This is a genomic window from Sphingobium wenxiniae (assembly GCF_007830065.1).
Lineage (GTDB): Bacteria > Pseudomonadota > Alphaproteobacteria > Sphingomonadales > Sphingomonadaceae > Sphingobium > Sphingobium wenxiniae.
The window spans coordinates 47261-68201 of record NZ_VLKK01000008.1 but is presented as its reverse complement, the minus strand read 5'-3'; the positions used below and the strand labels follow the sequence as shown (position 1 = coordinate 68201).

At 64.4% G+C, this 20941-nt stretch carries 20 protein-coding genes; 6 read left to right on the top strand and 14 right to left on the bottom strand.

Annotation, left to right across the window (positions count from 1 at the left end; all coding sequences use genetic code 11):
* The first annotated feature begins 30 nt into the window (after positions 1-30).
* Both IQ35_RS12040 and IQ35_RS12035 read left to right on the top strand, forming a co-directional pair.
* A complete protein-coding gene (locus tag IQ35_RS12040; protein ID WP_145073790.1) occupies positions 31-1194 on the top strand; it encodes a mechanosensitive ion channel family protein in 1164 nt (387 codons plus the stop codon).
* Positions 1195-1307: 113 nt separating this feature from the next.
* The gene (locus IQ35_RS12035) at positions 1308-1706 is read left to right on the top strand and encodes a hypothetical protein (protein ID WP_021244887.1); all 399 of its coding nucleotides are present in this window, start codon (positions 1308-1310) and stop codon (positions 1704-1706) included.
* Here the strand turns inward: IQ35_RS12035 and dgcA are convergent.
* Complete coding sequence (gene dgcA, locus IQ35_RS12030; RefSeq protein WP_145073787.1) at positions 1700-2677, bottom strand: N-acetyl-D-Glu racemase DgcA; 978 nt, start codon at positions 2675-2677, stop codon at positions 1700-1702. The two genes, IQ35_RS12035 and dgcA, sit on opposite strands and share 7 nt — an antisense overlap.
* A gap of 154 nt (positions 2678-2831) precedes the next feature.
* Between dgcA and IQ35_RS12025 the strand changes: the two genes are divergently transcribed.
* Positions 2832-4619 carry an ABC transporter transmembrane domain-containing protein gene (locus tag IQ35_RS12025; RefSeq protein ID WP_021244885.1) on the top strand — a complete coding sequence of 596 codons (1788 nt, stop codon included), beginning with the start codon at positions 2832-2834 and terminating at the stop codon, positions 4617-4619.
* 43 nt (positions 4620-4662) lie between these two features.
* Here IQ35_RS12025 and IQ35_RS12020 read toward each other — a convergent pair whose 3' ends face one another.
* The 5 genes from IQ35_RS12020 to IQ35_RS12000 form a co-directional block, all read right to left on the bottom strand.
* Entirely contained in the window at positions 4663-5010 is a 348-nt protein-coding gene (locus IQ35_RS12020; protein ID WP_021244884.1) for a PilZ domain-containing protein, read from the bottom strand.
* 488 nt (positions 5011-5498) lie between these two features.
* Positions 5499-5921, bottom strand: coding sequence for an ExbD/TolR family protein (locus IQ35_RS12015; RefSeq protein ID WP_031291042.1), 423 nt, complete (start codon positions 5919-5921; stop codon positions 5499-5501).
* 19 nt (positions 5922-5940) lie between these two features.
* A complete protein-coding gene (locus tag IQ35_RS12010; RefSeq protein ID WP_031291040.1) occupies positions 5941-6429 on the bottom strand; it encodes an ExbD/TolR family protein in 489 nt (162 codons plus the stop codon).
* A 110-nt stretch (positions 6430-6539) separates the two neighbouring features.
* Complete coding sequence (locus tag IQ35_RS12005; protein WP_021244881.1) at positions 6540-7298, bottom strand: MotA/TolQ/ExbB proton channel family protein; 759 nt, start codon at positions 7296-7298, stop codon at positions 6540-6542.
* Positions 7299-7372: 74 nt separating this feature from the next.
* Positions 7373-8026, bottom strand: coding sequence for an energy transducer TonB (locus IQ35_RS12000; protein ID WP_021244880.1), 654 nt, complete (start codon positions 8024-8026; stop codon positions 7373-7375).
* A gap of 252 nt (positions 8027-8278) precedes the next feature.
* Here IQ35_RS12000 and IQ35_RS11995 point away from each other — a divergent pair, with 252 nt between their 5' ends.
* Together IQ35_RS11995 and IQ35_RS11990 are read left to right on the top strand one after the other, a co-directional pair.
* Complete coding sequence (locus IQ35_RS11995; RefSeq protein ID WP_021244879.1) at positions 8279-9166, top strand: hypothetical protein; 888 nt, start codon at positions 8279-8281, stop codon at positions 9164-9166.
* An 85-nt stretch (positions 9167-9251) separates the two neighbouring features.
* Entirely contained in the window at positions 9252-10556 is a 1305-nt protein-coding gene (locus IQ35_RS11990; RefSeq protein WP_145073784.1) for a homoserine dehydrogenase, read from the top strand.
* Positions 10557-10568: 12 nt separating this feature from the next.
* Here the strand turns inward: IQ35_RS11990 and IQ35_RS11985 are convergent, their stop codons facing one another.
* Positions 10569-10880 carry a hypothetical protein gene (locus tag IQ35_RS11985; RefSeq protein ID WP_021244877.1) on the bottom strand — a complete coding sequence of 104 codons (312 nt, stop codon included), beginning with the start codon at positions 10878-10880 and terminating at the stop codon, positions 10569-10571.
* A gap of 155 nt (positions 10881-11035) precedes the next feature.
* Between IQ35_RS11985 and glpX the strand changes: the two genes are divergently transcribed.
* Entirely contained in the window at positions 11036-12019 is a 984-nt protein-coding gene (glpX, locus tag IQ35_RS11980; RefSeq protein ID WP_145073780.1) for a class II fructose-bisphosphatase, read from the top strand.
* 81 nt (positions 12020-12100) lie between these two features.
* Here glpX and IQ35_RS11975 read toward each other — a convergent pair whose 3' ends face one another.
* From IQ35_RS11975 to IQ35_RS11945, 7 genes are all read right to left on the bottom strand, one after another.
* Positions 12101-12478 (bottom strand): MerC domain-containing protein, encoded by a 378-nt coding sequence (locus IQ35_RS11975; protein WP_031291038.1) that lies wholly within the window; start codon positions 12476-12478, stop codon positions 12101-12103.
* Between the two features lie 90 nt (positions 12479-12568).
* Complete coding sequence (locus tag IQ35_RS11970; RefSeq protein ID WP_021244874.1) at positions 12569-14344, bottom strand: sensor domain-containing diguanylate cyclase; 1776 nt, start codon at positions 14342-14344, stop codon at positions 12569-12571.
* 88 nt (positions 14345-14432) lie between these two features.
* Entirely contained in the window at positions 14433-15899 is a 1467-nt protein-coding gene (locus IQ35_RS11965) for an FGGY family carbohydrate kinase (protein WP_021244873.1), read from the bottom strand.
* On the bottom strand, positions 15896-17404 hold the full coding sequence (locus tag IQ35_RS11960) for a glycerol-3-phosphate dehydrogenase (RefSeq protein WP_145073777.1): 1509 nt from the start codon (positions 17402-17404) through the stop codon (positions 15896-15898). Before IQ35_RS11960 ends, IQ35_RS11965 begins: the two co-directional genes overlap by 4 nt.
* Before the next feature lie 166 nt (positions 17405-17570).
* Complete coding sequence (gene clpS, locus IQ35_RS11955) at positions 17571-17951, bottom strand: ATP-dependent Clp protease adapter ClpS (RefSeq protein ID WP_021244871.1); 381 nt, start codon at positions 17949-17951, stop codon at positions 17571-17573.
* A 202-nt stretch (positions 17952-18153) separates the two neighbouring features.
* Positions 18154-18981: a phasin family protein gene (locus IQ35_RS11950; RefSeq protein WP_145073774.1), complete on the bottom strand. Its 828-nt coding sequence runs from the start codon at positions 18979-18981 to the stop codon at positions 18154-18156.
* Positions 18982-19109: 128 nt separating this feature from the next.
* Positions 19110-20855, bottom strand: a complete 1746-nt coding sequence (locus IQ35_RS11945) for a PHA/PHB synthase family protein (RefSeq protein ID WP_376699480.1) — start codon at positions 20853-20855, stop codon at positions 19110-19112.
* Positions 20856-20941 lie beyond the last annotated feature (86 nt).

Here is a 20941-nt window from a genome sequence, read left to right as displayed (position 1 = left end):
TTCCGTTCCAGCGCGAGCAAAAGGACAAGCATGGCGAACCAGAAGGATGCGACGATAACCGGGATCGACGGCAAGCCGCTGAACCTGCGGAACGACTGGAACCTGATGACGGACTGGGTTTCGGATCACGCTGTCCAGATCATGGCCGCGGCCGGGGCGGCCATCGTCATCTACCTGTTGCTGACGGCGCTCCGTTCCTTCGGGACACGGATCAAGGGAAAGCCGGGCGATCATCTGGGTCTCTCCAATGTCCTTGGCCGCACATTCGCGCGGACCACGCAATTCTTCATGGTGATGGTGTCGGCGCGGCTGGTGGCGGGCTATGCCGATCCGCCCGCCGCGCTCTACAAGACCATCGCTTTCCTCTTCACCATCGCCGCCGTTTTTCAGGCCGCGGTCTGGCTGCGCGAGATCATCCTGGGCCTCATCGAGCGCAAGGCGTCGGAGGACGGCAACGCCGACACGCTGAGCAACGCCATGGCGCTGATCCGTGTGCTGGTGACAGTCGCCCTGTTCGCCATCGCGACGGTGGTGGTGCTCGACAATCTGGGCGTCAACGTGACCGGCCTGGTCGCGGGCCTCGGCATCGGCGGCATCGCCATCGGCCTGGCCGCGCAGGGCATCTTCTCGGACCTGTTCGCGGCCCTTTCGATCATCTTCGACAAGCCGTTCCGCCGGGGAGAGATCATCACCTATGACCAGACCACCGCCCGCGTGGAGCGCATCGGCCTCAAAAGCACGCGGCTGCGGGCGACGACCGGCGAGAGGAAGGTCATTTCCAACACCAACCTGCTGCAAAAGGAAATCACCAGCCTGCAAACGCTGGCGCAGCGGCGGGTCCAATTCCTGATCGGCCTCATTTACCAGACGCCGGAGGAAAAGGCCGACGCGGTTCCCGCCATGTTGCGGGAAATCGTGGAGAAGGAAGGGCATGTCTTCGTCAATGCGGGGCTGGTCAGCTTTGGCGCGAGTTCGCTGGACTTCGAGCTGAATTTCGATGTGCCCGACCCGGACAGGCACGATTATTTCATGTCGCGGCACAATGTCGGGCTGGCGATCTGGAAACGGTTCAACGCGGAAGGGATCGAGTTCGCTTATCCCACCCAGACCAGCTTCACCGCCGCGCCGGACGGCAAGGCGATCATGCCCTACCCCGATGTTCAGCCGGTAATCCGCGTCGACGATCATCCATAAGCCGGGATTCGGTCTACCGTGAACCGGACTCGCCTCGTCCCCGGGGCGTTGCGCGGAAACGGCGGTCGAACCTAAGGCTGCTCCCCTGGAAGCATGAAAGTGGGAGGCAGGGCATGAACTTCGCAAAAATCCTGATGGGCGCTGCCGTCCTGGCGACGGTCGGCCTGGCCCCTTCCGCCCATGCCGAGGGGCTGGGCGCGGAAGCGAATTATGGGCGCGCGGACGGCCATTGGGGCGCGGAAGTGGGGGCAGGCTATGCCATGGGCGTTGGCGGCTTCAGCCTGACGCCGGGCGCGGGCGTTTATCTCCGCGACGGCGGTACGCGGCTTTATGGCCGGGTGGAGGCGGCCTATACGCTGCCCGCTTCCGCCACGATCGGGATCGGCGCGCGGTTCAGCAGCGACAATACCCGTCCCTATGCGACGCTCGCCATGCCGCTGATCCCCAAGCTCAGGATCAAGGGCAATGTCGGTCCCAAATATTATGCGGTCGGCCTGACGCTGGGTTACTGACCAAGGCCCCAGAGGGTGCCGGGATGCAGCAGGCCGCCCTGAACGGTGAGGCCGCCCTCCCGGTCCTTCGCCAGCAGCAGCGCGCCGTCCAGATCGATCCAGTCCGCCCCCTGCGCCGCCAGCGCGGCGGGCGCGATGCCAAGCGACGTCCCGAGCATACAGCCGACCATGACCCGGAAGCCCCGCGCGCGCGCTTCCCGCACCAGTGCGAGCGCTTCGGTCAGCCCCCCCGCCTTGTCGAGCTTCACGTTGACCGCATCGAAATCGCCCAGCCGATCGAGATCGGCCCGCGTATGACAGCTTTCGTCGGCGCATAAGGGCAGGGGCGCACGGACGCCGGACAAGTTCTCCTCCCGGCCATGCAGCACGGGCTGCTCGACCATCTCGACTCCCAGTTCGGCAAGGGCCTGCGCCTCGGCCGCTATGTCGAGCGCGTGCCAGCTTTCATTGGCGTCCACGATCAGGCGGACGTCGGGGGCGCCCGCGCGCACGGCGGCGATGCGAGCACGGTCGCCCTCGCCCGTCAGCTTGCATTTGAGCAGGGAGAAACCCCTCGCCGCCGCGCTGCGGGCATCGGCTTCCATGCGGTCCGGATCGTTGAGGCTGATGGTAAAGGCAGTGGGAAGCGGAACGGGTTCCGCCAGCCCGGCCAGTTTCCACACGGGCATGGCCGCCTGCTTCGCCTCCAGATCCCAGAGCGCGCAGTCCAGCGCGTTGCGGGCGGCCCCGCGCGGCATGTCCTCCAACAGCGCCTGCCGGTCGAGCGGACCGTCATAGGCGTTGATAGCGGCAGCGCAGCCCTCTGCGCTCTCGCCCTCATAATAGATCGCGGTGCCTTCGCCGCGTCCGACCAGGCCGTCCTCCTCCACGGTGCAGACCACGACATCCACGACCGTCTTCGCCCCCCGGCTGATGATGAAGGCACCCGCCACCGGCCAGCGTTCGACGGTTGCGGAAAGGATGCGGATCATGCGGTGTTCCTGCGGCGCGAGGGGAGGTGGGATGCCCGCTTCTCATAATGCCGTGTCCGCCCTTGTCCAATCACATCGAGGCCGGCTTGATCCCCCCTCACGCAGTTCTTAGGGCCATTGAGGCTTGTGGCGTGCCCTGCTAAGCGCGGCCGTCATGGATGATAGGACACAGCCGCCGCCCCGTGCCGCCGATCGCCCGCCGCTCGGCAGCCTCGGGATGGTGTGGCGTTTCGCCCGGCGATATCCCGCGCGCATCGCGGGCGCGGCGCTGGCCCTGCTGGTTTCGTCCGCCGCGACGCTCGCCATTCCGGCCGGTTTCCGGCTGGTCATCGACAAGGGTTTCATGGGCGGCGGCGATATCGGCCGCTGGTTCGAATATCTTTTCCTGATCGTCACGGTCCTGGCGCTCGCCACCGCCGTGCGCTTCTATTTCGTGGCCTGGCTGGGCGAAAGGGTCGTCGCCGACATACGATCCGCCACCCAGGCTAATCTGCTGCGGCAGGCGCCCCGCTTTTTCGAGGAAAACCGGCCCTCCGAAATCGCATCCCGCATGACGTCGGACACCGCGGTCATCGATCAGGTCGTGGGGTCGACGGTGTCGGTGGCGCTCCGCAATATCGTCACGGGCGTTGGCGGGCTGGTCTATCTGTTCGCGCTGGCGCCCAAGCTTGCGGCCTTGCTGCTGCTGGGCATCCCGGCGATCGTGCTCGCCATGGTCAGCCTCGGCCGCCGCGTGCGCAAGCTGTCCCGCGTCAGTCAGGACAGGCTGGCCGATGTCGGCAGCGTGACCTCCGAAGTGCTGGGCGCGATGAAGATCGTGCAAGCCTTCGGGCAGGAAAAGCGTGAAGCGGCGCGGTTCGACAGCACGGTCGAGGCGGGCTTCGCCACCGCGCGCCGCCGAATCCTGTTGCGCGCTTGCATGACGGCGGTGGTGATCGCCCTCGTCTTCGGGTCGATCACGGCGGTGATGTGGCAGGGCGCGGTCGATGTGGCCGCGGGCAGGCTTTCGGGCGGAAGTATCGCCGCTTTCGTGCTGACGGGCGGCCTTGTCGCCGGCGCTTTCGGCGCCTTGTCGGAAACATGGGGCGATCTCCTGCGGGGCGCGGGAGCGGCCAGCCGCCTGCATGAATTGATGACCGCCCGGCCCCAGATCCTTCCCCCGGCCCGGCCCAGGGCTCTGCCGCGCCCTGCCGAGGGGGTGCGGCTGGAATTCGACAAGGTCCATTTCCATTATCCGACACGCCCCGATCAAGCCGCGCTCAACGGCGTCTCGCTGGACATCGCACCCGGCCAGACCGTCGCCGTCGTCGGCCCCTCGGGCGCGGGCAAGTCGACCCTGATCCAGCTTGCCTTGCGCTTTTACGATCCCGACACCGGCGAAATCCGCCTGAATGGCGTTCCTTTGCGGGAGGCCGATCCGGCGGCCTTGCGCGACATGATGGCGATGGTGCCCCAGGAAAGCATCATCTTCGCGGCGTCGGCTCGCGACAATCTGCGCTATGGTCGATGGGACGCCACGGACGAGGACATCTGGGCGGCGGCGCGCGCGGCCAATGCCGAAGCCTTCCTACGCGCGCTGCCCGATGGGCTGGACAGCCAGTTGGGCGAAGGCGGCTCGCGCCTGTCGGGCGGTCAGCGCCAGCGCGTTTCGATCGCCCGCGCCTTGTTGCGCGATGCCCCCATATTGCTGCTGGATGAAGCCACTTCGGCCCTGGACGCCGAATCGGAAGAACTGGTCAAGGATGCGCTTGAACGGCTGATGCGCAACCGCACGACCATCGTGATCGCCCATCGGCTCGCGACGGTGCGCGCGGCCGACCGTATCGTGGTGCTGGATGAAGGCCGGGTGGTTGAACAGGGCACTCATGCCGCTTTGGTAGCCGAAGGCGGGCTCTACGCCCGATTGGCCCGGTTGCAGTTCCAGGAAGGCGCGCCTGCCTGAACGAACCCGATGGCTTGCGGCCGGGAACGGCCGTAACTCTTCATCAGTTCATGAAATCGGCGCGCGCCAGCCGCACGACATGATCCAGAATGGCCGGATGCAACGGCCTGTCGAAGGCGCACCCCGACTCATGGGCCCGCGTCCACAGCACGATGGCCCGTCGCCCTTCAAAACCCGGCAGGGCAACCCACAATTCCTTGCCGGGGCTGAGCTTCGCAAAACTTTGGAGGCGAAAACCCGTCACGGACAGATTGGTGATCCGGCTGGCGAACCAGTTCTCGCCGGGGCGGCGTATCCTGACACCGATCGACACGGCTTGCCTGTCCGCCGCGCGCGCCCTCCGATCCGGCCTCGTCCGCCGTTCGGCATCGATGGTCCGATGTCGTGTCATACCACGCCTTTACATGCGCTTTCATCGTAACAAAAAAGTTAACAAGCGGCGGCGGTGCAGATGCGCGATTAAAAATGGGAATTATACGGTTTACAAAACCCACGGTCATGGACTGTTTGCGGCCAAAAGCGGACGTCCCTCTTCCCTTTTCCCCTTGGGGAAGAAGGCTACGCAGCCTCGCCGAACGAAGAGAGGCTAGGCGCAGTTGGATGAGAGGGAGAGGCTACTGAACCGCGATCCTGCGGATCGCTATCTCCTCACCCAGCTACAACCAGGCAGCAAGCTGCCAAGTCTTCGCAACCCTCTCCCCAAAGGAGCGAGGGATAAGTTTTGCCTGCTCCCCATCCATAGCCATATTCGGCAAAGAGGCTCGCAACCTACATAATAGCCAAAAAAAGGGCCGCCGAAGCGGCCCCTTGGGCAGATGGAAACTTCGCTCCCAACATGCCGGGAAGCAAGATCATCTTCTTCCCGGCATGTCGGCGGGATCAGAAATTGCCATATTGCTCATTGCCCACGAAGCCCAGCTTCGTGACGCCGGCACGCTTGATTTCCGCCAGCACCTCATCGACCACGACATAGCGGGTCTGGGCATTGGGCTGGAATTGCAGTTCGGGCTCGACCGGCAGGCGCAGCGATTGCTGCAGATACTGACGCAAGGTCAGCAGGTCGATCGGCGACCCGTTCCAGGTGATGACGCCACCGGGATCGATCGCGACCTTGTTCTTCACAGGGTCGATCACGCTGTCCGTCGGCGGCGCGTTCTGCGGCAGGTCGATCTTGACCGCGTGGGTCTGGATCGGGATGGTGATGATGAACATGATGAGAAGAACGAGCATGACGTCGATAAGCGGCGTCGTGTTCATTTCCATCATCGGTTCGCCATCGTCACTTCCGGCACTCATTGCCATGGGGCGATACTCCTAGAACTTACAGCCGCTGCGTCGTCGAACCCGGTTCAGGTTCGGAGATGAAGCCGACTTTCGGGAATCCGGCGCGCTGCATCGTATAGATGGTGCCGCCGATGCACCGGTAGGGAACGTTGATGTCGCCACGGATATGCACTTCGGGCAGATCCTCCGGCGTCATATTTTCGACGCCGCCCGCCTTCTTGATATCCGCTTCCAGCTTTGCCACCGCCCGGTTGAGCAGTTCGTCGGAAGAAACCCGCGTGAGGTTCCAATAGACCGCGCAGCTGCCGTCGGAACCGGACGTGATCGACAGGGAAACATTTTCCGGCTTCGTCGTGGTCGGCTCGAACGCCACCTTAGGGAGCTGTAGCTGAACCGTCTGGACGACGACCGGGACCGCGATGAGGAAGATGATGAGCAACACCAGCATGACGTCGACAAGCGGCGTCGTGTTGATGTCGGACATCGGCTTTTCATCACCGCCGTCGGAGCCAACACTCATTGCCATTGATAATATCCTAACATGCGTCTCGATGGTGCCCCGTTACGCGAGGCCCATGGCCGGTCGGGACCGGACGGTCGCAGCCGTCCGCCGGTCCCGACCGGCCCTTCAGGCGATCAGGCCTTGGTCGGCGCGGCGGCCGGCTTGGCAGCAGGAGCGACCGGAGCAGCCGCCAGAGACGGACGGACGGCGCCGTTCGAAACCAGGTAAGCCAGCAGATCGACGGTGAAGCTGTTGAGCTGCTCGGCGATCGACTTGTTGCGGCGCTGCAGGAAGTTGTAGGCAAGCACCGCGGGAACGGCCACGGCCAGACCCAGAGCGGTCATGATGAGCGCTTCACCGACCGGCCCTGCGACCGCGTCGATCGACGCCTGACCGGCCGCACCGATCTTGATCAGAGCGCGGTAGATGCCGATGACCGTACCGAACAGACCGATGAACGGCGAGGTCGCCCCGACGGTCGCGAGGAAGGCGAGACCGCCGCCCAGGCTGGAGTTGATCTGGGCTTCCGAACGCGCGAGCGAGCCGTGCAGCCAGTCGTGCGCTTCAACCGGATCGGTCAGCTTTGTGTGTTCTTCCTGGGCCTTGATACCGTCATCGACGATCTGCTTGTAGGCCGAATTCTTTTCCAGCTTCGCCGCGCCTTCCTTCAGGCTGGCCGCGCGCCAGAAGGTCGCGCGGACCTTCCTGCCCTGGCTGATGACCTTCTGCTGTTCGATCAGCTTGGTGAACAGGATGTAGAAGGTGCCGACCGACATGACGCAAAGGATGAGGAAGACGGTCCAGGCAATGACGCCGCCCTGCTCGAGGGCTTCCATCAGACCGTAGGGATTGGCCGCCTTTGGGGCGGCGGCCGCTGCGATAGACATCAACATGTTCAAGACTTCCCTCTCAAATAGATCGTAAGAAAGGGAAGGCGGCGCGGGGTGCCGGCCTTCCCATCACTGAATTACTCCGGCAACCGCCAGGTGATGCGGCCATTATACGTATCCGCCATCTCTTCGCCGTTCGAACCCTTGGCGGGCTTGAACCTGGCGCGCTTCGGCAGAAGACGGCAAGTCGCCTCGTCAAGATCGCTATGACCGGTGGAAGAGGTGATCGTGCAACTCGTCACGCGGCCGTCCGGCCCGATCTCCAGCCTGAAACCGGCCGTGCCCGAACGTTCTTCACGCTGCGCGCGGCTGGGATAGTCGGCGTCGCTGAGCCAGCTACCCGGCGCACTACGCGGTGTAGCACGGGTCGCTGCGACGGCCGGCGGAGGCGGTGGCGGCGGGGGGGCCGCAACCGGAACCGGATTGAACACCGGCGGAGGCGTGCGCACGGTCTGGATCGGCGGCGCGGGGGCCGGCGTCTGCACGATCGGCGGAGGAGCAACGACCGGCGGAGGCTCGACCGGTTGTTCCGGCGGAGGCGGCGGCGGCTCCTCATCAGGTGGCGGCGGTTCCTCTTTCACGTCGATCACATTCAGCTGTTCCGCCGCCTTTTTGACATATTTCATGCCAAGACCGGTGACGAAGGCATAGCCGAGAACAGCGTGAATCAGGGCGACGATAATGATCGAGATCGTGCGACTCGATCCTTGCGAGTGGTCAGCATAGGCCATTCGGCAACGACACTCCTTAACTCAGCTTACTGGTTGTTATTATGCAAATCAGTCAAAACGACCCAAGATGTCCGGGGCCTCCCGGTCATCATTGGCCTATATCCGTCCCATTTGCTACCCTTCAAATTCCTATCGCGGCATCTTCCGCCACGCAAACGCTTTATCGCTTCACCCGTTTGCGTTTACAAACAATCCTGGCATGTCGCCCTGGAATGGCTTGCGTGTGACATTGATGCAACGGACTGACAGCATATGACGAACAAGACAACGAAATCTACCGGCAAGTTAGAAAAATTCCTCTGGGCCTGCCTCATTTCCGTCGCAAACCCTTTGATTTGGGGAAGTCCCCTCGCCCACGCCGCTTCATCTGCCCCGCCGTCCGCTGCGTCTCCGGCGCTCTCCTATGCGGACCTTGTCGATCTTGCCGACGCAGCGTCCGTCATCGTGCATGTGCGTATCCGCAACAGCATGGCCTTGCCCGCCGCGCGGGCGGGAAATGTGCCGGCGGGCTATCGGCGGCTCTATATCGAGGCCGATGTGGCGTCGCTGATTCGCGGAGAGGGAGGCATCAGCCCTGCCGTAACCTATCTGTATGACGCCCCGCTCGACGCTCGCGGGAAAGTAGCCAAGCTGAAAAAGGCGCACATGCTCCTGTTCGCAAAGCAGGGCGTTCGTCCGGGAGAACTTCAGCTGATCTCACGAGATGCGCAGATTCCAGCGTCTTCCGCTGAAATGGAGCAGGTGAAAGGCATCGTTTCCGCTTTGGTTTCGCCCGATGCGCCGCCACGCATCCTGGGATTGGGCGACGCCTTCCATGTATCCGGCACGATCACGGGGGAAGGAGAAACGCAGATCTTTCTCCGGACCGAAAATGGCGAGCCTGTGTCCCTTTCCATCGTAAGGCGGCCCGGTCAGGAACCGCGATGGGCCGTGGCACTCGGCGAAATCGTCGATGAAGCGGCCCGCCCGCCGCAGCCGGGCAGCCTGCTGTGGTATCGGCTGGCCTGCGCCCTCCCGCCCGCGCTCCCGCTCCAGTCGGTGCGGACATTGGCGCCCGTCGATGCCGAAGCCGCCCGCGCGGACTATCAGCTGATCGTGCAGGCGCTGGGCCGTTGCGAAAGGACGCGGCGCCCCGGCTAAGCTGTCCGCTCCCGCTTTTCCTTGGACTATGACGCCCGGGCCGCTATCAGCGCGGCCCTGACCTGCTGGAAGATGAGGATAGGCCATGACAAATCTGCACCCCCATGCCCCGCTGCGCGTCGCGCTGGTTGGCCTGGGGACCGTGGGCGGCGGCGTCATCCGGTTGCTCCAGACCAACGGAAATCTGATCGCCCGTCGCGCGGGCCGCACGATTCAGGTGGCCGCGATCTCCGCGCGGGACCGGAACAAGGACCGGGGCGTCGACCTGTCCCCCTATGAATGGGTGGACGACATGACCACGTTGGCGGCGCGCGAAGACATCGACGTGGTGGTCGAACTGATCGGCGGCGCCGACGGACCGGCGCTGACGCTGGCGCGGCAATGCCTTGCGGCGGGCAAGCCCTTCGTCACGGCGAACAAGGCGATGCTGGCGCATCATGGCCTCGATCTGGCCGCGCTTGCGGAAAAGACGGGCATCGCGCTCAAATATGAAGCCGCCGTCGCCGGAGGCATCCCCGTCATCAAGGGTCTGCGCGAAGGCGCCGCGGCCAATGAGATCAGCCGGGTCTATGGCATCCTCAACGGAACCTGCAACTACATCCTCACGACCATGGAGAAGGAAGGGCGCGGATTCGACGATGTGCTGAAGGAGGCGCAGGAACTGGGATATGCAGAGGCCGATCCCGGCTTCGACATCGACGGCGTGGACGCGGCCCACAAGCTCACCATTCTCGCCAGCTTGGCGTTCGGCACCGAACTCGATTTCGGCAATGTCGCCGTCACAGGCATCCGCGACGTGATCGCCGCCGATATCGCCGAAGCGGCCGCGCTGGGCTATCGCATCCGCCTGGTCGGCGTGGCCGAAAACGGGCCTGACGGGCTGTTCCAGCGCGTTCATCCCATGCTGGTTCCGACCGATCATCCCCTTGCCCATGTCGACGGATCGCTCAATGCCGTGGTGGCGGAAGGAAATTTCGTCGGCCGCCTGTTCTTCCAGGGACGCGGGGCGGGCGAAGGCCCGACGGCTTCGGCGGTCGTTGCCGACCTGATCGACGTCGCGCGCGACGAATATGGCGACGCCTTCGCCATGCCGGTGGCCGCGCTCAGTCTGCAAAAGCCGGCCGACGCCGGGCGGCGCATCGGGCGCAGCTATCTGCGCTTCAAGGTGCAGGACCGGCCCGGCGTCCTCGCGGAAATCGCCGCCGCGACGCGCGACGCGGGTGTGTCCATCGAAAGCATGATCCAGCGCGGCGCCAACCAGCAGGACGGCGTGCTGATGGCGATCGTCACGCATGCCGGTGAAGAGCGCTGCATATGCGAGACGCTCGATCGCCTTGCCGGATCGGACAGCCTGCTCGGGACGCCGATGGTCATGCACATCCTTGATTGAAGGCCGATCCGGTCAGCGCGCCCGGAACGAACGCAGCAGGGTATCCTCGACCGGCTCCCCCAGCCGGAACAGCGTGCGGTTGGCGCGTTTGGGGCAATCCAGATTGCCGATGATCCGGCATGGCCGGGCGTCGAATCCATAAGCGCGCATCTTGTTGTCCACGCCGGGCGCCGTTTCCTCCGTTATGCGAAAGGACTCTTCCCGGCCGGACTTCAGGCACAGCGCGGGCACCGCCTGGCAGGGACTGGCGCGGCCCATGGAATGGACGGATGCCGATGCGGGAGATCCGGCGGCAAGACTGGCGACGATCAACGCAACTATCATGTAGCGGCCCCTTTTTTTCGGAGATGGCAACGCACGGAAACGGCCATCTGTTGCATCATGCCGCCAAAAGGAGGCGCATATTCGACACATGGCTCGACAAGGTAAAGCCGACCCCCTATCGCCCTGTCCAAATACCGCTCAAAAGAGGAATGGACATGGTGCAGGCTAGCTCGATTCTCGATCGCGTTCTGGTGCTGGAAATGGTGCGCGTGACCGAAGCCGCCGCCATCGCGGCCTCAAAGCTGATCGGGCGCGGCGATGAAAAGGCCGCCGACGCCGCCGCCGTCGAAGCCATGCGCATGGCGTTCAACGATCTCTACATGGACGGCACCGTCGTCATCGGCGAAGGCGAGCGGGACGAAGCGCCCATGCTCTATATCGGTGAAAAGGTCGGCAATGCCATCGGCACGGGTCCAAAGATCGACATCGCGCTCGATCCGCTGGAAGGCACGACCATCACGGCCAAGGCCGGCCCCAATGCGCTGGCGGTGCTGGCGATCTCGGAAGAAGGCGGCCTGCTGAACGCGCCCGACGTCTATATGGAAAAGCTGGCCGTAGGGCCGGGTTATCCGGACGGCATCATCGACCTCAACAGGCCGGTGAAGGACAATGTCGAGGCCGTGGCGAAGGCCAAGGGCGTGGAGCCGGGCGACATCATCGTGTGCGTGCTGGACCGTCCGCGCCATGAAAAGCTGATCGCGGAACTGCGGGCGATCGGCTGCGGCATCATGCTGATCCCCGATGGCGATGTGGCGGGCGTGATCGCCACGACCGATCCGGAAACGACCATCGACATGTATATGGGTTCGGGCGGCGCGCCCGAAGGCGTTCTGGCCTGCGCCGCCCTGCGCTGCGTCGGCGGGCAGTTCAAGGGCAAGCTGTTGTTCCGCAACGATGACGAGCGCGCACGCGCGCGCAAATGGGGCATCACCGATCTCGACAAGGTCTACGACCTCAAGGAGCTTGCGAAGGGCGACTGCATCTTCGCGGCGACGGGCGTGACGGACGGATCGCTGCTGGACGGGGTCAAGCGGCTTCCGGGCGGCCATCTCACCACGGAAAGCGTCGTGATGCGCGCCAGCACGGGCACCGTCCGCTGGGTGAAGGGCGAACATCGGCTGGACCGCAAGGATAGCTGAGCGCGTCCGCCGATCCGGACAGGGCCGGCATGGATAGACGATGATCGGAAGCGGCTTTGCCCGCCGCCCCTTCGCGGACGCTTACCGGCCCGCGCGATGGTTGAGATCGTGGCCAAGCGCCAGAATGCCTACGCCCAGCAAGGTATAGACGCTTTCCTGCAACCCGTGATCCATGGTCAGGGCGCCCGCCATGATGCCCAGACCGAGCGAACCGATCGCGGCGGGCATCATGAAACCATGCACCACCGCCCCATGTCCCAGCGCGACCGCTCCCAGCAGGATCGCAAGCACCAGCCCGGTTTCGTGAAATAGCGGGCTTGCGAAAAAGCCGCCGGCCGATGCAAGCAGGCCCAGAATCAGCGCCGTGGCGAAGCAATGGGCAACGCATAGTCCGGACAGGCCCATGGCGATCCGGTCGATCCGGCCTGTCAACAGGGCTTGGCGAAGGCGGGATTGCATGGTGAGCGCTACATAGGCGATAACAGGCAAGGTTACAACATATCATCTCGACTTTTTCGCGGGAGAAGCGAAGGCGGAAACCGCTTCGGATCAGGCCGCCAGATGCAGGCAGTTGCGGCCGCTGTTCTTGGCGCGGTAAAGCGCCTTGTCCGCTGCCTCCAGCATGGCCGCCGCGTTCGCAACGCCGTCCAGTTCGACCAGCCCCGCGCTGAACGTCACGGTCACGCTTTGCCCTGTGGAAAGATGGACCGGCTCATCCGCCACCATGCGGCGCAATCTTTCGCAAACGGCGCTGGCCCGGTGGATATCCATATCCGCCAGCAGGATGGCAAATTCCTCGCCGCCCAGACGCCCGATGCAGTCCTTGCTCCGCAAACCGGGCTTCAGACGCTCCACGAAAGCGGCCAGGACCCTGTCGCCGGCGGCATGACCGTGAGAGTCGTTGACCGCCTTGAAATGGTCGAGGTCCAGCAGCAGCAGGCAGGATTGGTCGCGGCCTCCCAGCCGGCCGATTTCCATCTCCAGCCGCTCCAGAAAGGCCCGGCGGCTCGCGGCGCCTGTCAGTGAATCATGGGACGCCACCTGCTGCAACGCGTGCTGGCGCGCCTTGTGGCGGGACATGTCCCGAATGGTGCACACGATGCCTGTTGCGTCGTCCTGCTCATCCATGACGGCGCGCGCCACCATCTCATACCAGTCAAGATCATCGACGGCGCGAAGCAGGCGGAATTCGACCCGATGGATGTCGCGCGGCTTCTCCAGCGCGCGGCGGCAGGCAGCGGCCACAAGCGCCCTGTCCTTGGGATGGATCAAGTCGGCCGCCGGCTGGCCGATCAACAGGGACGGCGCGCAGCCGATCTGTTCCAGCACGGACGGCGATGCATAGCCGATCCGCCCGTCGGTGCCGAGGTTCAGCACCATGTCGCCGCAATGCTCCGCGATGATGCGGTATCGCGCCTCGCTTTCGCGCAGCATCTGGAACAGCCTGCGCCGCCCGTTCAATTCGGCCGCCACGGGAAGGGACAGGAGAAAGCTGAAAGCCAGATAGATCTGGAAGAACTGGGTCTTTGCTCCGGGCGACACGGCGATCGACGACAGATAGCCGTCGCTGAGCGCCGACGTCGCGCCGCCCACTGTGGCAAGGACGATGATCGACGCCGCGGCCCCGTGATGGCCCGCGCGAAAGGAAATGATGACCAGCGGGAGAAGCGGCACGAACAGCAACGGATAGCGATCCTGATAGAATATATAGCAGGTCACCCCTCCCAACAGGAGCAGCAGACCAAGCGCTTCCAGCCGAAGGCGCGGGGACGTGGCGCGGAACCATCGCGACCATTCGCCCTGCATCAGCATGACGAGCACCGGCGTGCAGATCAGGCCGCCCAGCACATGGCCCCAATACCATTGCAGCCAGCTGGCGCCGAAGGACACGGAGGTCAGATGAGAGGCGACCAGCGCGGACCCCAAACCTGCCAAAGCGTTCACGCCGCACAACGCGCCCACGAAGATCGCCAATGGGACCAGGGCGACCATGATGTTCCGGCCGGACGCATAATGCCGGCAGATCATCGCCACCGCCAATGATTCAGCCATGTTCATCAGCATCATGGGAATCGCCGCGGCCGGCCCCATGCCGAACAGGGCCGTGGAAACGGCGCTCGCCAGCGCGCAGGCCAGGATCGCGCGAAACCAGTAGATGCGCTGCGACGTCAGCAATTGCGCCATCAAAAGGGCATTCGCCCCCCAGATGAACGCAATGCCGCCTTCAAAGCGCGACAGGATGAGCGAAATGGAAGCGGCCAGAAAATAGATGCCCCCGATCAGCACTGGCGCAAGCAGGGAAAGGAGGCGAGGAGAGGGCCGCATGTCGCGGACTCTGCTAACCGCTGCTGGTTAACATATGCTCACGACGGTCCCGCAAATATGCGCCCGCGCCCATCCTGTCGCGCAGGGGTCAGGCATGGGCGGCCAGCACCGCGCGCCATCCGCGCAAGCGGGCGGCCCGTTTCGTCACGCCCATGGCGGGCGTGAACCGCATGGCTTGCGACGCCATGACGGACGCTTCCTCCAGCGAGCCGAACAGTCCCGCGCCCACGCCCGCCAGCATGGCGGCGCCCAAGGCTGTGGTTTCGACATCAAGGGGCCGATCGACCGGAAGGCTCAGCATGTCGGCCATGTCCTGCACGATCCAGTCGTTCGCGCTCATGCCTCCGTCGACCCGCAGAACGCGCCATGGCGCCCCGTCCGCCGCGAAGGCGTCGGCAAGGTCATGGATCTGGTGCGACAAGGACTCAAGCGCGGCGCGAACGATATGCGCGCGCGTGGTTCCCTGCGTAAGGCCGACGATCGCGCCCCGCGCCTGCGGCTTCCAGTGCGGCGCGCCCAGTCCCACCAGCGCGGGCAGCATGAATATCCCGCCATTATCGGGCACGGATCGGGCCAGCGCGGCGCTGTCCTGCACGTTCTCTATCAGGCCCAGTCGGTCACGCAGCCATTGCATCAGGCTGCCCGCGACAAAGATCGACCCTTCCAGAGCATAGGCGCGGCGGCTCCCGATCCGATAGAGCAGCGTGCCAAGCAGCCGATGGCTCGATGCCGGCATCGCTTCTCCCATGTTCGCAAGGATGAAGGCGCCCGTGCCCAGCGTCGCCTTGGCGTCGCCGGGGCGCAGACATGCCTGCCCGATGGTCGCGGCCTGCTGGTCGCCGGCCAATCCGCAGATCCCCACCGGCGCGCCAAGGAGGTCGGGCCGCGTTTCTCCAAAGGCCCCGGCATTGTCGACGATTTCCGGCAGGGCGGCGCGCGGGATGCCGAACAGCGCGCACAGATCGGCGTTCCACCCGTCCTCGTCCAGCGCCATCAACTGCGTGCGGCTGGCATTGCTGGCATCGGTGACGTGCAGGCCGCCGGTCAGCTTCCACACCAGCCAGCTTTCCACCGTGCCCAGGCAAAGCCTGTCGCCCGCATCCCGCACCGCCGGAGCATGGTCGAGCAGCCAGCGCATCTTGGTGGCGGAGAAATAGGGATCGACGACAAGGCCGGTGCGGCGCGCAAGCATCGGTTCGTGCCCTGCCTCGCGCAAGGCGTCGCACTGGTCGGCGGTGCGCCGATCCTGCCAGACGATCGCGCGGTGCAGCGGCTTTGCGCTATGACGGTCCCAGGCGATCACCGTCTCACGCTGGTTGGTGATGCCGATGGCGGCGATGCGGTCTGCGCCGCCCGCGCGCTTCACCATCCGGCGGGCGCAGGCGAGGCTGCGCCGCCAGATCTCCTCCGCATCATGTTCGACCCAGCCCGGATGCGGATAATATTGGGTCAGGGCCGCCTGCGCCGTGGCGATCCGCGTGCCGTCGGGCGCGTATAGCATCGCCCGCGTGGATGTGGTGCCGGCATCGAGCACGAGAATAGGGCGCTGCGTCATGGCCTCTCCTCCATCCAGCGCGAAAGGCGCGCGCTTTGGTCCGCGTCGAATCGCAGGCCCAGCTTTGTGCGCCGCCAGAGAATATCCCGCGCGGTCCGCGCCCATTCCCGCGTCATCAGATAGTGCGCTTCGGCTTGCGTGAGGCCATGGCCGAAATGGATGCCCAGATCGTCGAGCCGCCGGGCATCGCCCAGCCAGCGGCGGGCGGCGGTGCCATAGGCGCGGCCGATGCGATCGACCTCTCCGCGATCGAGAAAGGGATAGTCGCGCGCCAGTCCGGAAAGCAGATCGGCAAGGCCCGTCATCGGGAAATCGCCGCCCGGCAACGGCGCGCCGGCGGTCCAATCCTTCCCCGACAAGCTGGGCAGGAACGGCTTCAACCTGTCTACCGCCTCGACGGCAAGGCGGCGATAAGTGGTGATCTTGCCCCCCAAGACGTTCAGCATCCGCGCCTCCCCCTCCCCATCTTGAAGGTCGAGACGATAGCCCCGCGTGGCCGCTTCGGGCTTGCCGGACCCGTCATCCACCAGCGGCCGCACGCCGGCATAGGTCCAGATCACGTCCGCCGGAGCGATCGCGCGGGCGAAATAGCGATTCGCGCCATCGCAAAGATACGCCACCTCCTGCGCGCTGGCGGCGACATGGTCGAGACTGCCGTGATGATCGCTGTCCGTAGTGCCGATCAGGGTGAAGTCCCGCTCATAGGGAATGGCGAAAAAGATGCGTCCATCGGGAAGCTGGAAGAAATAGGCGCAGTCATGATCGAACAGCCGGGACACGACGATATGCGATCCGCGGACGAGCCGGATCTCGCGATTGATGGGCAAGTCCGCGCGGGCGAGCAGGTCGAGCACGGACGGCCCTGTCGCATTGACGACGATCCGCGCGCGGAAGCGGCCCGTTTCCCCGGATGCACGGCGGGCATGGATGGTCCAATATTCCCCTGCCCTTTCAAGGCGCATGACTTCGGTGCGCGTATGGATGCTCGCGCCCCGGTCGGCCGCGTCGCGGGCATTGAGGATCACCAGCCGGGCGTCATCCACCCATCCGTCCGAATAGACATAGCCGCGCCCGAAGCCGGGCTTGAGCGGCGCGCCGGCGGGATGGCGGCGCAGGTCGATCGATTGCGTGGGCGGCAGCGCGCGCCGGCCCCCGATATGATCGTAAAGAAACAGGCCGAGACGCAGCAGCCAGCGCGGGCGCAGCCCCGGCACCCATGGCAGGACGAAACGCAGCGGATGGATGATGTGCGGCGCGATCTTCCAGAGCCGTTCGCGTTCGGACAGGGATTCGCGGACCAGTCCGAATTCATAATGTTCCAGATAACGCAATCCGCCATGGATGAGCTTGGTCGAGGCGGAGGACGTCCCCTGGGCCAGGTCGCCCTTTTCCAGCAGCAGGACGGACACACCGCGTCCGGCGGCGTCGCGGGCGATGCCGCAGCCGTTTATGCCGCCGCCTATGATGGCAAGGTCATATAGGGGATCGGCGGCCTGGCTGCTCACGGCGGCGGCCTAGACCGGATCGGCAATGGGCGGACGGACCGATTTTTTCGCGCGGGAACGCGGAGGCGCGGAGTCTGGAGCGCGCATCAAGGGCATGTCTCCCCCTCCGGCCGATCCTTCGCCCGATGGGACCGATACGCGGCGAAGGCAGACCGGGGAATGAACCTCAGGCCTTTTCCAGCGTGCATTGCAGGGGATGCTGATTCTGCCGTGCGAAGTCCATCACCTGATTGACCTTGGTTTCGGCCACTTCATAGCTGAAAATGCCGCACACGCCGACGCCGCGCTGGTGAACGTGGAGCATCACGCGAGTCGCTTCCTCCATGTCCATGCGGAAGAATTGCTGGAGGACGTGGACGACGAATTCCATCGGCGTATAGTCGTCGTTCAGCATCAGAACCTTATAGAGCGACGGTTTTTTGGTGCGCGTGCGCGTGCGCGTGGCGACGCCGACGTTCGAACCGCCGGGCGTCTCGCCGCGATCGTCCCCATCTTTGCCCGCCATCAGGATCGGCCGCGCCGCCGTAGAGGTGATGATGCTGTCCATGATGGACGAAGATATGGCGATTTGGGGCCTGATGACAAGAGGAGACGAGTCAGGCCATCGCAACAACGGCGATCCGTTTGCATCGCCGAAGCGGGCAACAAAGACGATCCGACAGGAAGGGCCGACAAGAAAGGGGCCGACGGAAAAGGGGCGCCCTTCCCTGACGGAAGCGCGCCCCTTTCTTGATTCGGTTCGTGCCGCCTTATTTGGCCAGCGTCTTCACCTTGTCGGTGACGACCGACACGCGCGCGGCGAGCGGCTGGGCGACATCGCCCGCGAGCTTCAGCAGGGCTTCGCTGCTCTTGGCGGCTTCCTTGGCGAAGTCGTCGAAGCTGGTCGCGAAGAGCTGGCTCTGGAACTGGAAGAACTCGGTCGGGGTCTTCACGGTCGAGAAGCTCTTGAAAGAGGCGGTCGCCTTTTCAAAGCTCTTGCGGCTGTAGTCGACGGCTTCCTGGCCCAGGGTTTCAACGCCCTTCGCGGCGATCTTGCCGGATTCGACCAGCGCTTCGACATTGCCGCGCGTCAGGTCGCTGATTTCTTCCAATGCCTTGGTCGACTTTTCAACGCCGGCCTTCGCCTTTTCGTTGAAGTCGGCATAAGCCGTTTCGATCTTCGCCTTGGCATCCTCGGCGAACTTCTTTCCGTTTTCGATAATCTCGTTCATCGTCGTCGTTCCTTCTGTCACTGGCCGCGGCTGGGGCGTTTTGGTGCTGGCAGGCGAATCCGCACGCTTCGGCTTGCCAAAGGTTTCAGCCCCCTCACTGTCGGGTTCGGGCGCGGCGTCCACCGCCATGACGGCGGCGGCCACGACGACCGGATCGGCGTCCGACGCCGATTTGGCAGGCCTGCCGACCGGCTTACGCGGGGCAGCGGGCTTTGCAGCGGCAGGAACGGCCTTCTTGGGCGCGTCGCTGCCGGGCTTTTCGCCGATCGCGGATTCGGCCGCTTTCAGCACGTCCACGGCGGACATCGTCTTGCCGCCGCTTTTGGCGCGCGGTGCGGCGCGCCGGGTCCTTGGGGTCACGGCCATAGCCTTCCTCCGTTTGCTGCACTGCACAATATGCATTTGCGGAAAGAATTGCAAGAGTTTTGTGCAGTGCAGCAAAATCGTCACGCATCATGCGCCCAGCGGCAGGAAGGAAAGGAAATAATCCTTTCTTATCGCGTCCTTACATAAGAACCGGGCGCATCTTCCACAGCCTTGAGCTTGCCGCGGCCGGGTTTGCGCCCGCCTCGGACGGCGACATTTTTTTCGCCATGGCCGCGAATCCATTCGATCCAGTCGGGCCACCAGCTCCCCTTGGTTTCCGTAGCGGCGGCGATGAAGTCATCCAGGGTCGGCTGCGGCTCCGCGCAGGACCAATATTGATATTTCCCCGCGGCGGGCGGGTTGATGACCCCCGCAATGTGGCCCGATCCCGCGAGCAGGAAGCGCGTCGGCCCGGAAAGATGCTCCATCATCTTCCACACGCTTTCGAGAGGGGCGATATGATCCTCCCGTCCGGCCTGCACATAAGCGGGCGTTTCGATCTTGCGCAGGTCGATCGGCGTGCCGTCGATGCTGAGCGCGCCGGGCTGGACCAGAAGATTGTCGCGGTAGAGCTGGGTCAGATAGTCCCTGTGCCAGCGGGCGGGCAGATTGGTGGTGTCGCCATTCCAGTAGAGCAGGTCGAAGGGCGGGTAATCCTGCCCCAGCAGATAATTGTTGACCACATAGTTCCAGATGAGGTCGCGCCCGCGCAGCAAGTTGAAGGTCGCCGCCATGTAGCGCCCGTCGAGATAGCCGCCGGTCGAAAGCTGTTCCACGAGCTTTAGCTGCTCATCGTCGACGAAGAGGCAGAGATCGCCCGCCTTGCTGAAATCGACCTGCGCGGTGAAGAAGGTGGCGCTGGCGACCTTCTCCGCTTGCCCGCGCGCCGCCAGCAGCGCCAGCGTGGCGGCGAGCGTCGTTCCGGCGACGCAATAGCCGATGGTATGCACGTTCCTGACGCCCAGGAGATCGCGCACCGTATCGATCGCGTCGACCTGTCCGCGCAGGATATAATCGTCCCAGCCGAGGTCCTTCATCGACGCGTCGGCGGACTTCCACGAGACGAGGAAGACGCTCAATCCCTGGTCCACCGCCCATTGGACGAAGCTTTTTTCCGGCGACAGGTCGAGGATGTAGAAACGGTTGATCCAGGGCGGGAAGATGAGGAGCGGGGTTTCCAGCACCTTGTCCGTCGTCGGCTCATAGTGGATGAGCTGGTAGAGCGGTGTTTCCTTGATGACCTTGCCGGGGGTGGCGGCGATGTTGCGGCCGACTTCGAAGGCGGTGCCGTCGGTGTGGGAAAGCTGGCCCTTTTCCAGATCGGCCAGCATGTGCTGGAGGCCCTTCACCAGATTCTCGCCGCCGCTTCGCAGCGTCTTTTCCACCACGGTCGGATTGGTCAGCGCGAAATTGCTGGGCGCCATCGCATCGACGAAGCCGCCGGTGGCGAAGCGCAGCTTGGCCTTCTGCTTGGGATCGAGGCCGTCCACCGCATCGGCCATGCGCAGCAGATAGTCGGACGTCAGAAGATAGCTCTGGCGGATGAGGTCGTAGAAGGGATGGCTGGTCCAGGCCGGATCGGCGAAGCGGCGGTCCTTGCGGGCGGCCGGGCTGTCCTCCGGCGCGGGAGCGGGCGCATCGCACAGCATCCCGCCCGCATCGAGAAAGCGTTGCCACAGGGCCAGGCCTTCGTTGGCGAAGCTGCTCTGGATGCGCGAAACCGTGGCAGGATCGAAGGGCAAATGGCCGCCGGTCGCGCCCGCCGCCTGTTCCAGCATCAATTGCTGGGCGCGGCCGATCACCTGCGTCCATTGCTGCATTTCCACAAGGGTCGGCATGTGCGGTTCGATATTTTCGAGTCTGTCCATCGCCATTGTCCTCTCCCAGGCCCTGCGCTTTTTCTGGCGCGATGCCGTGGTCCGGTATATAGCCGGGCCGGCTCCGCGAAGCAGCGCGAGGG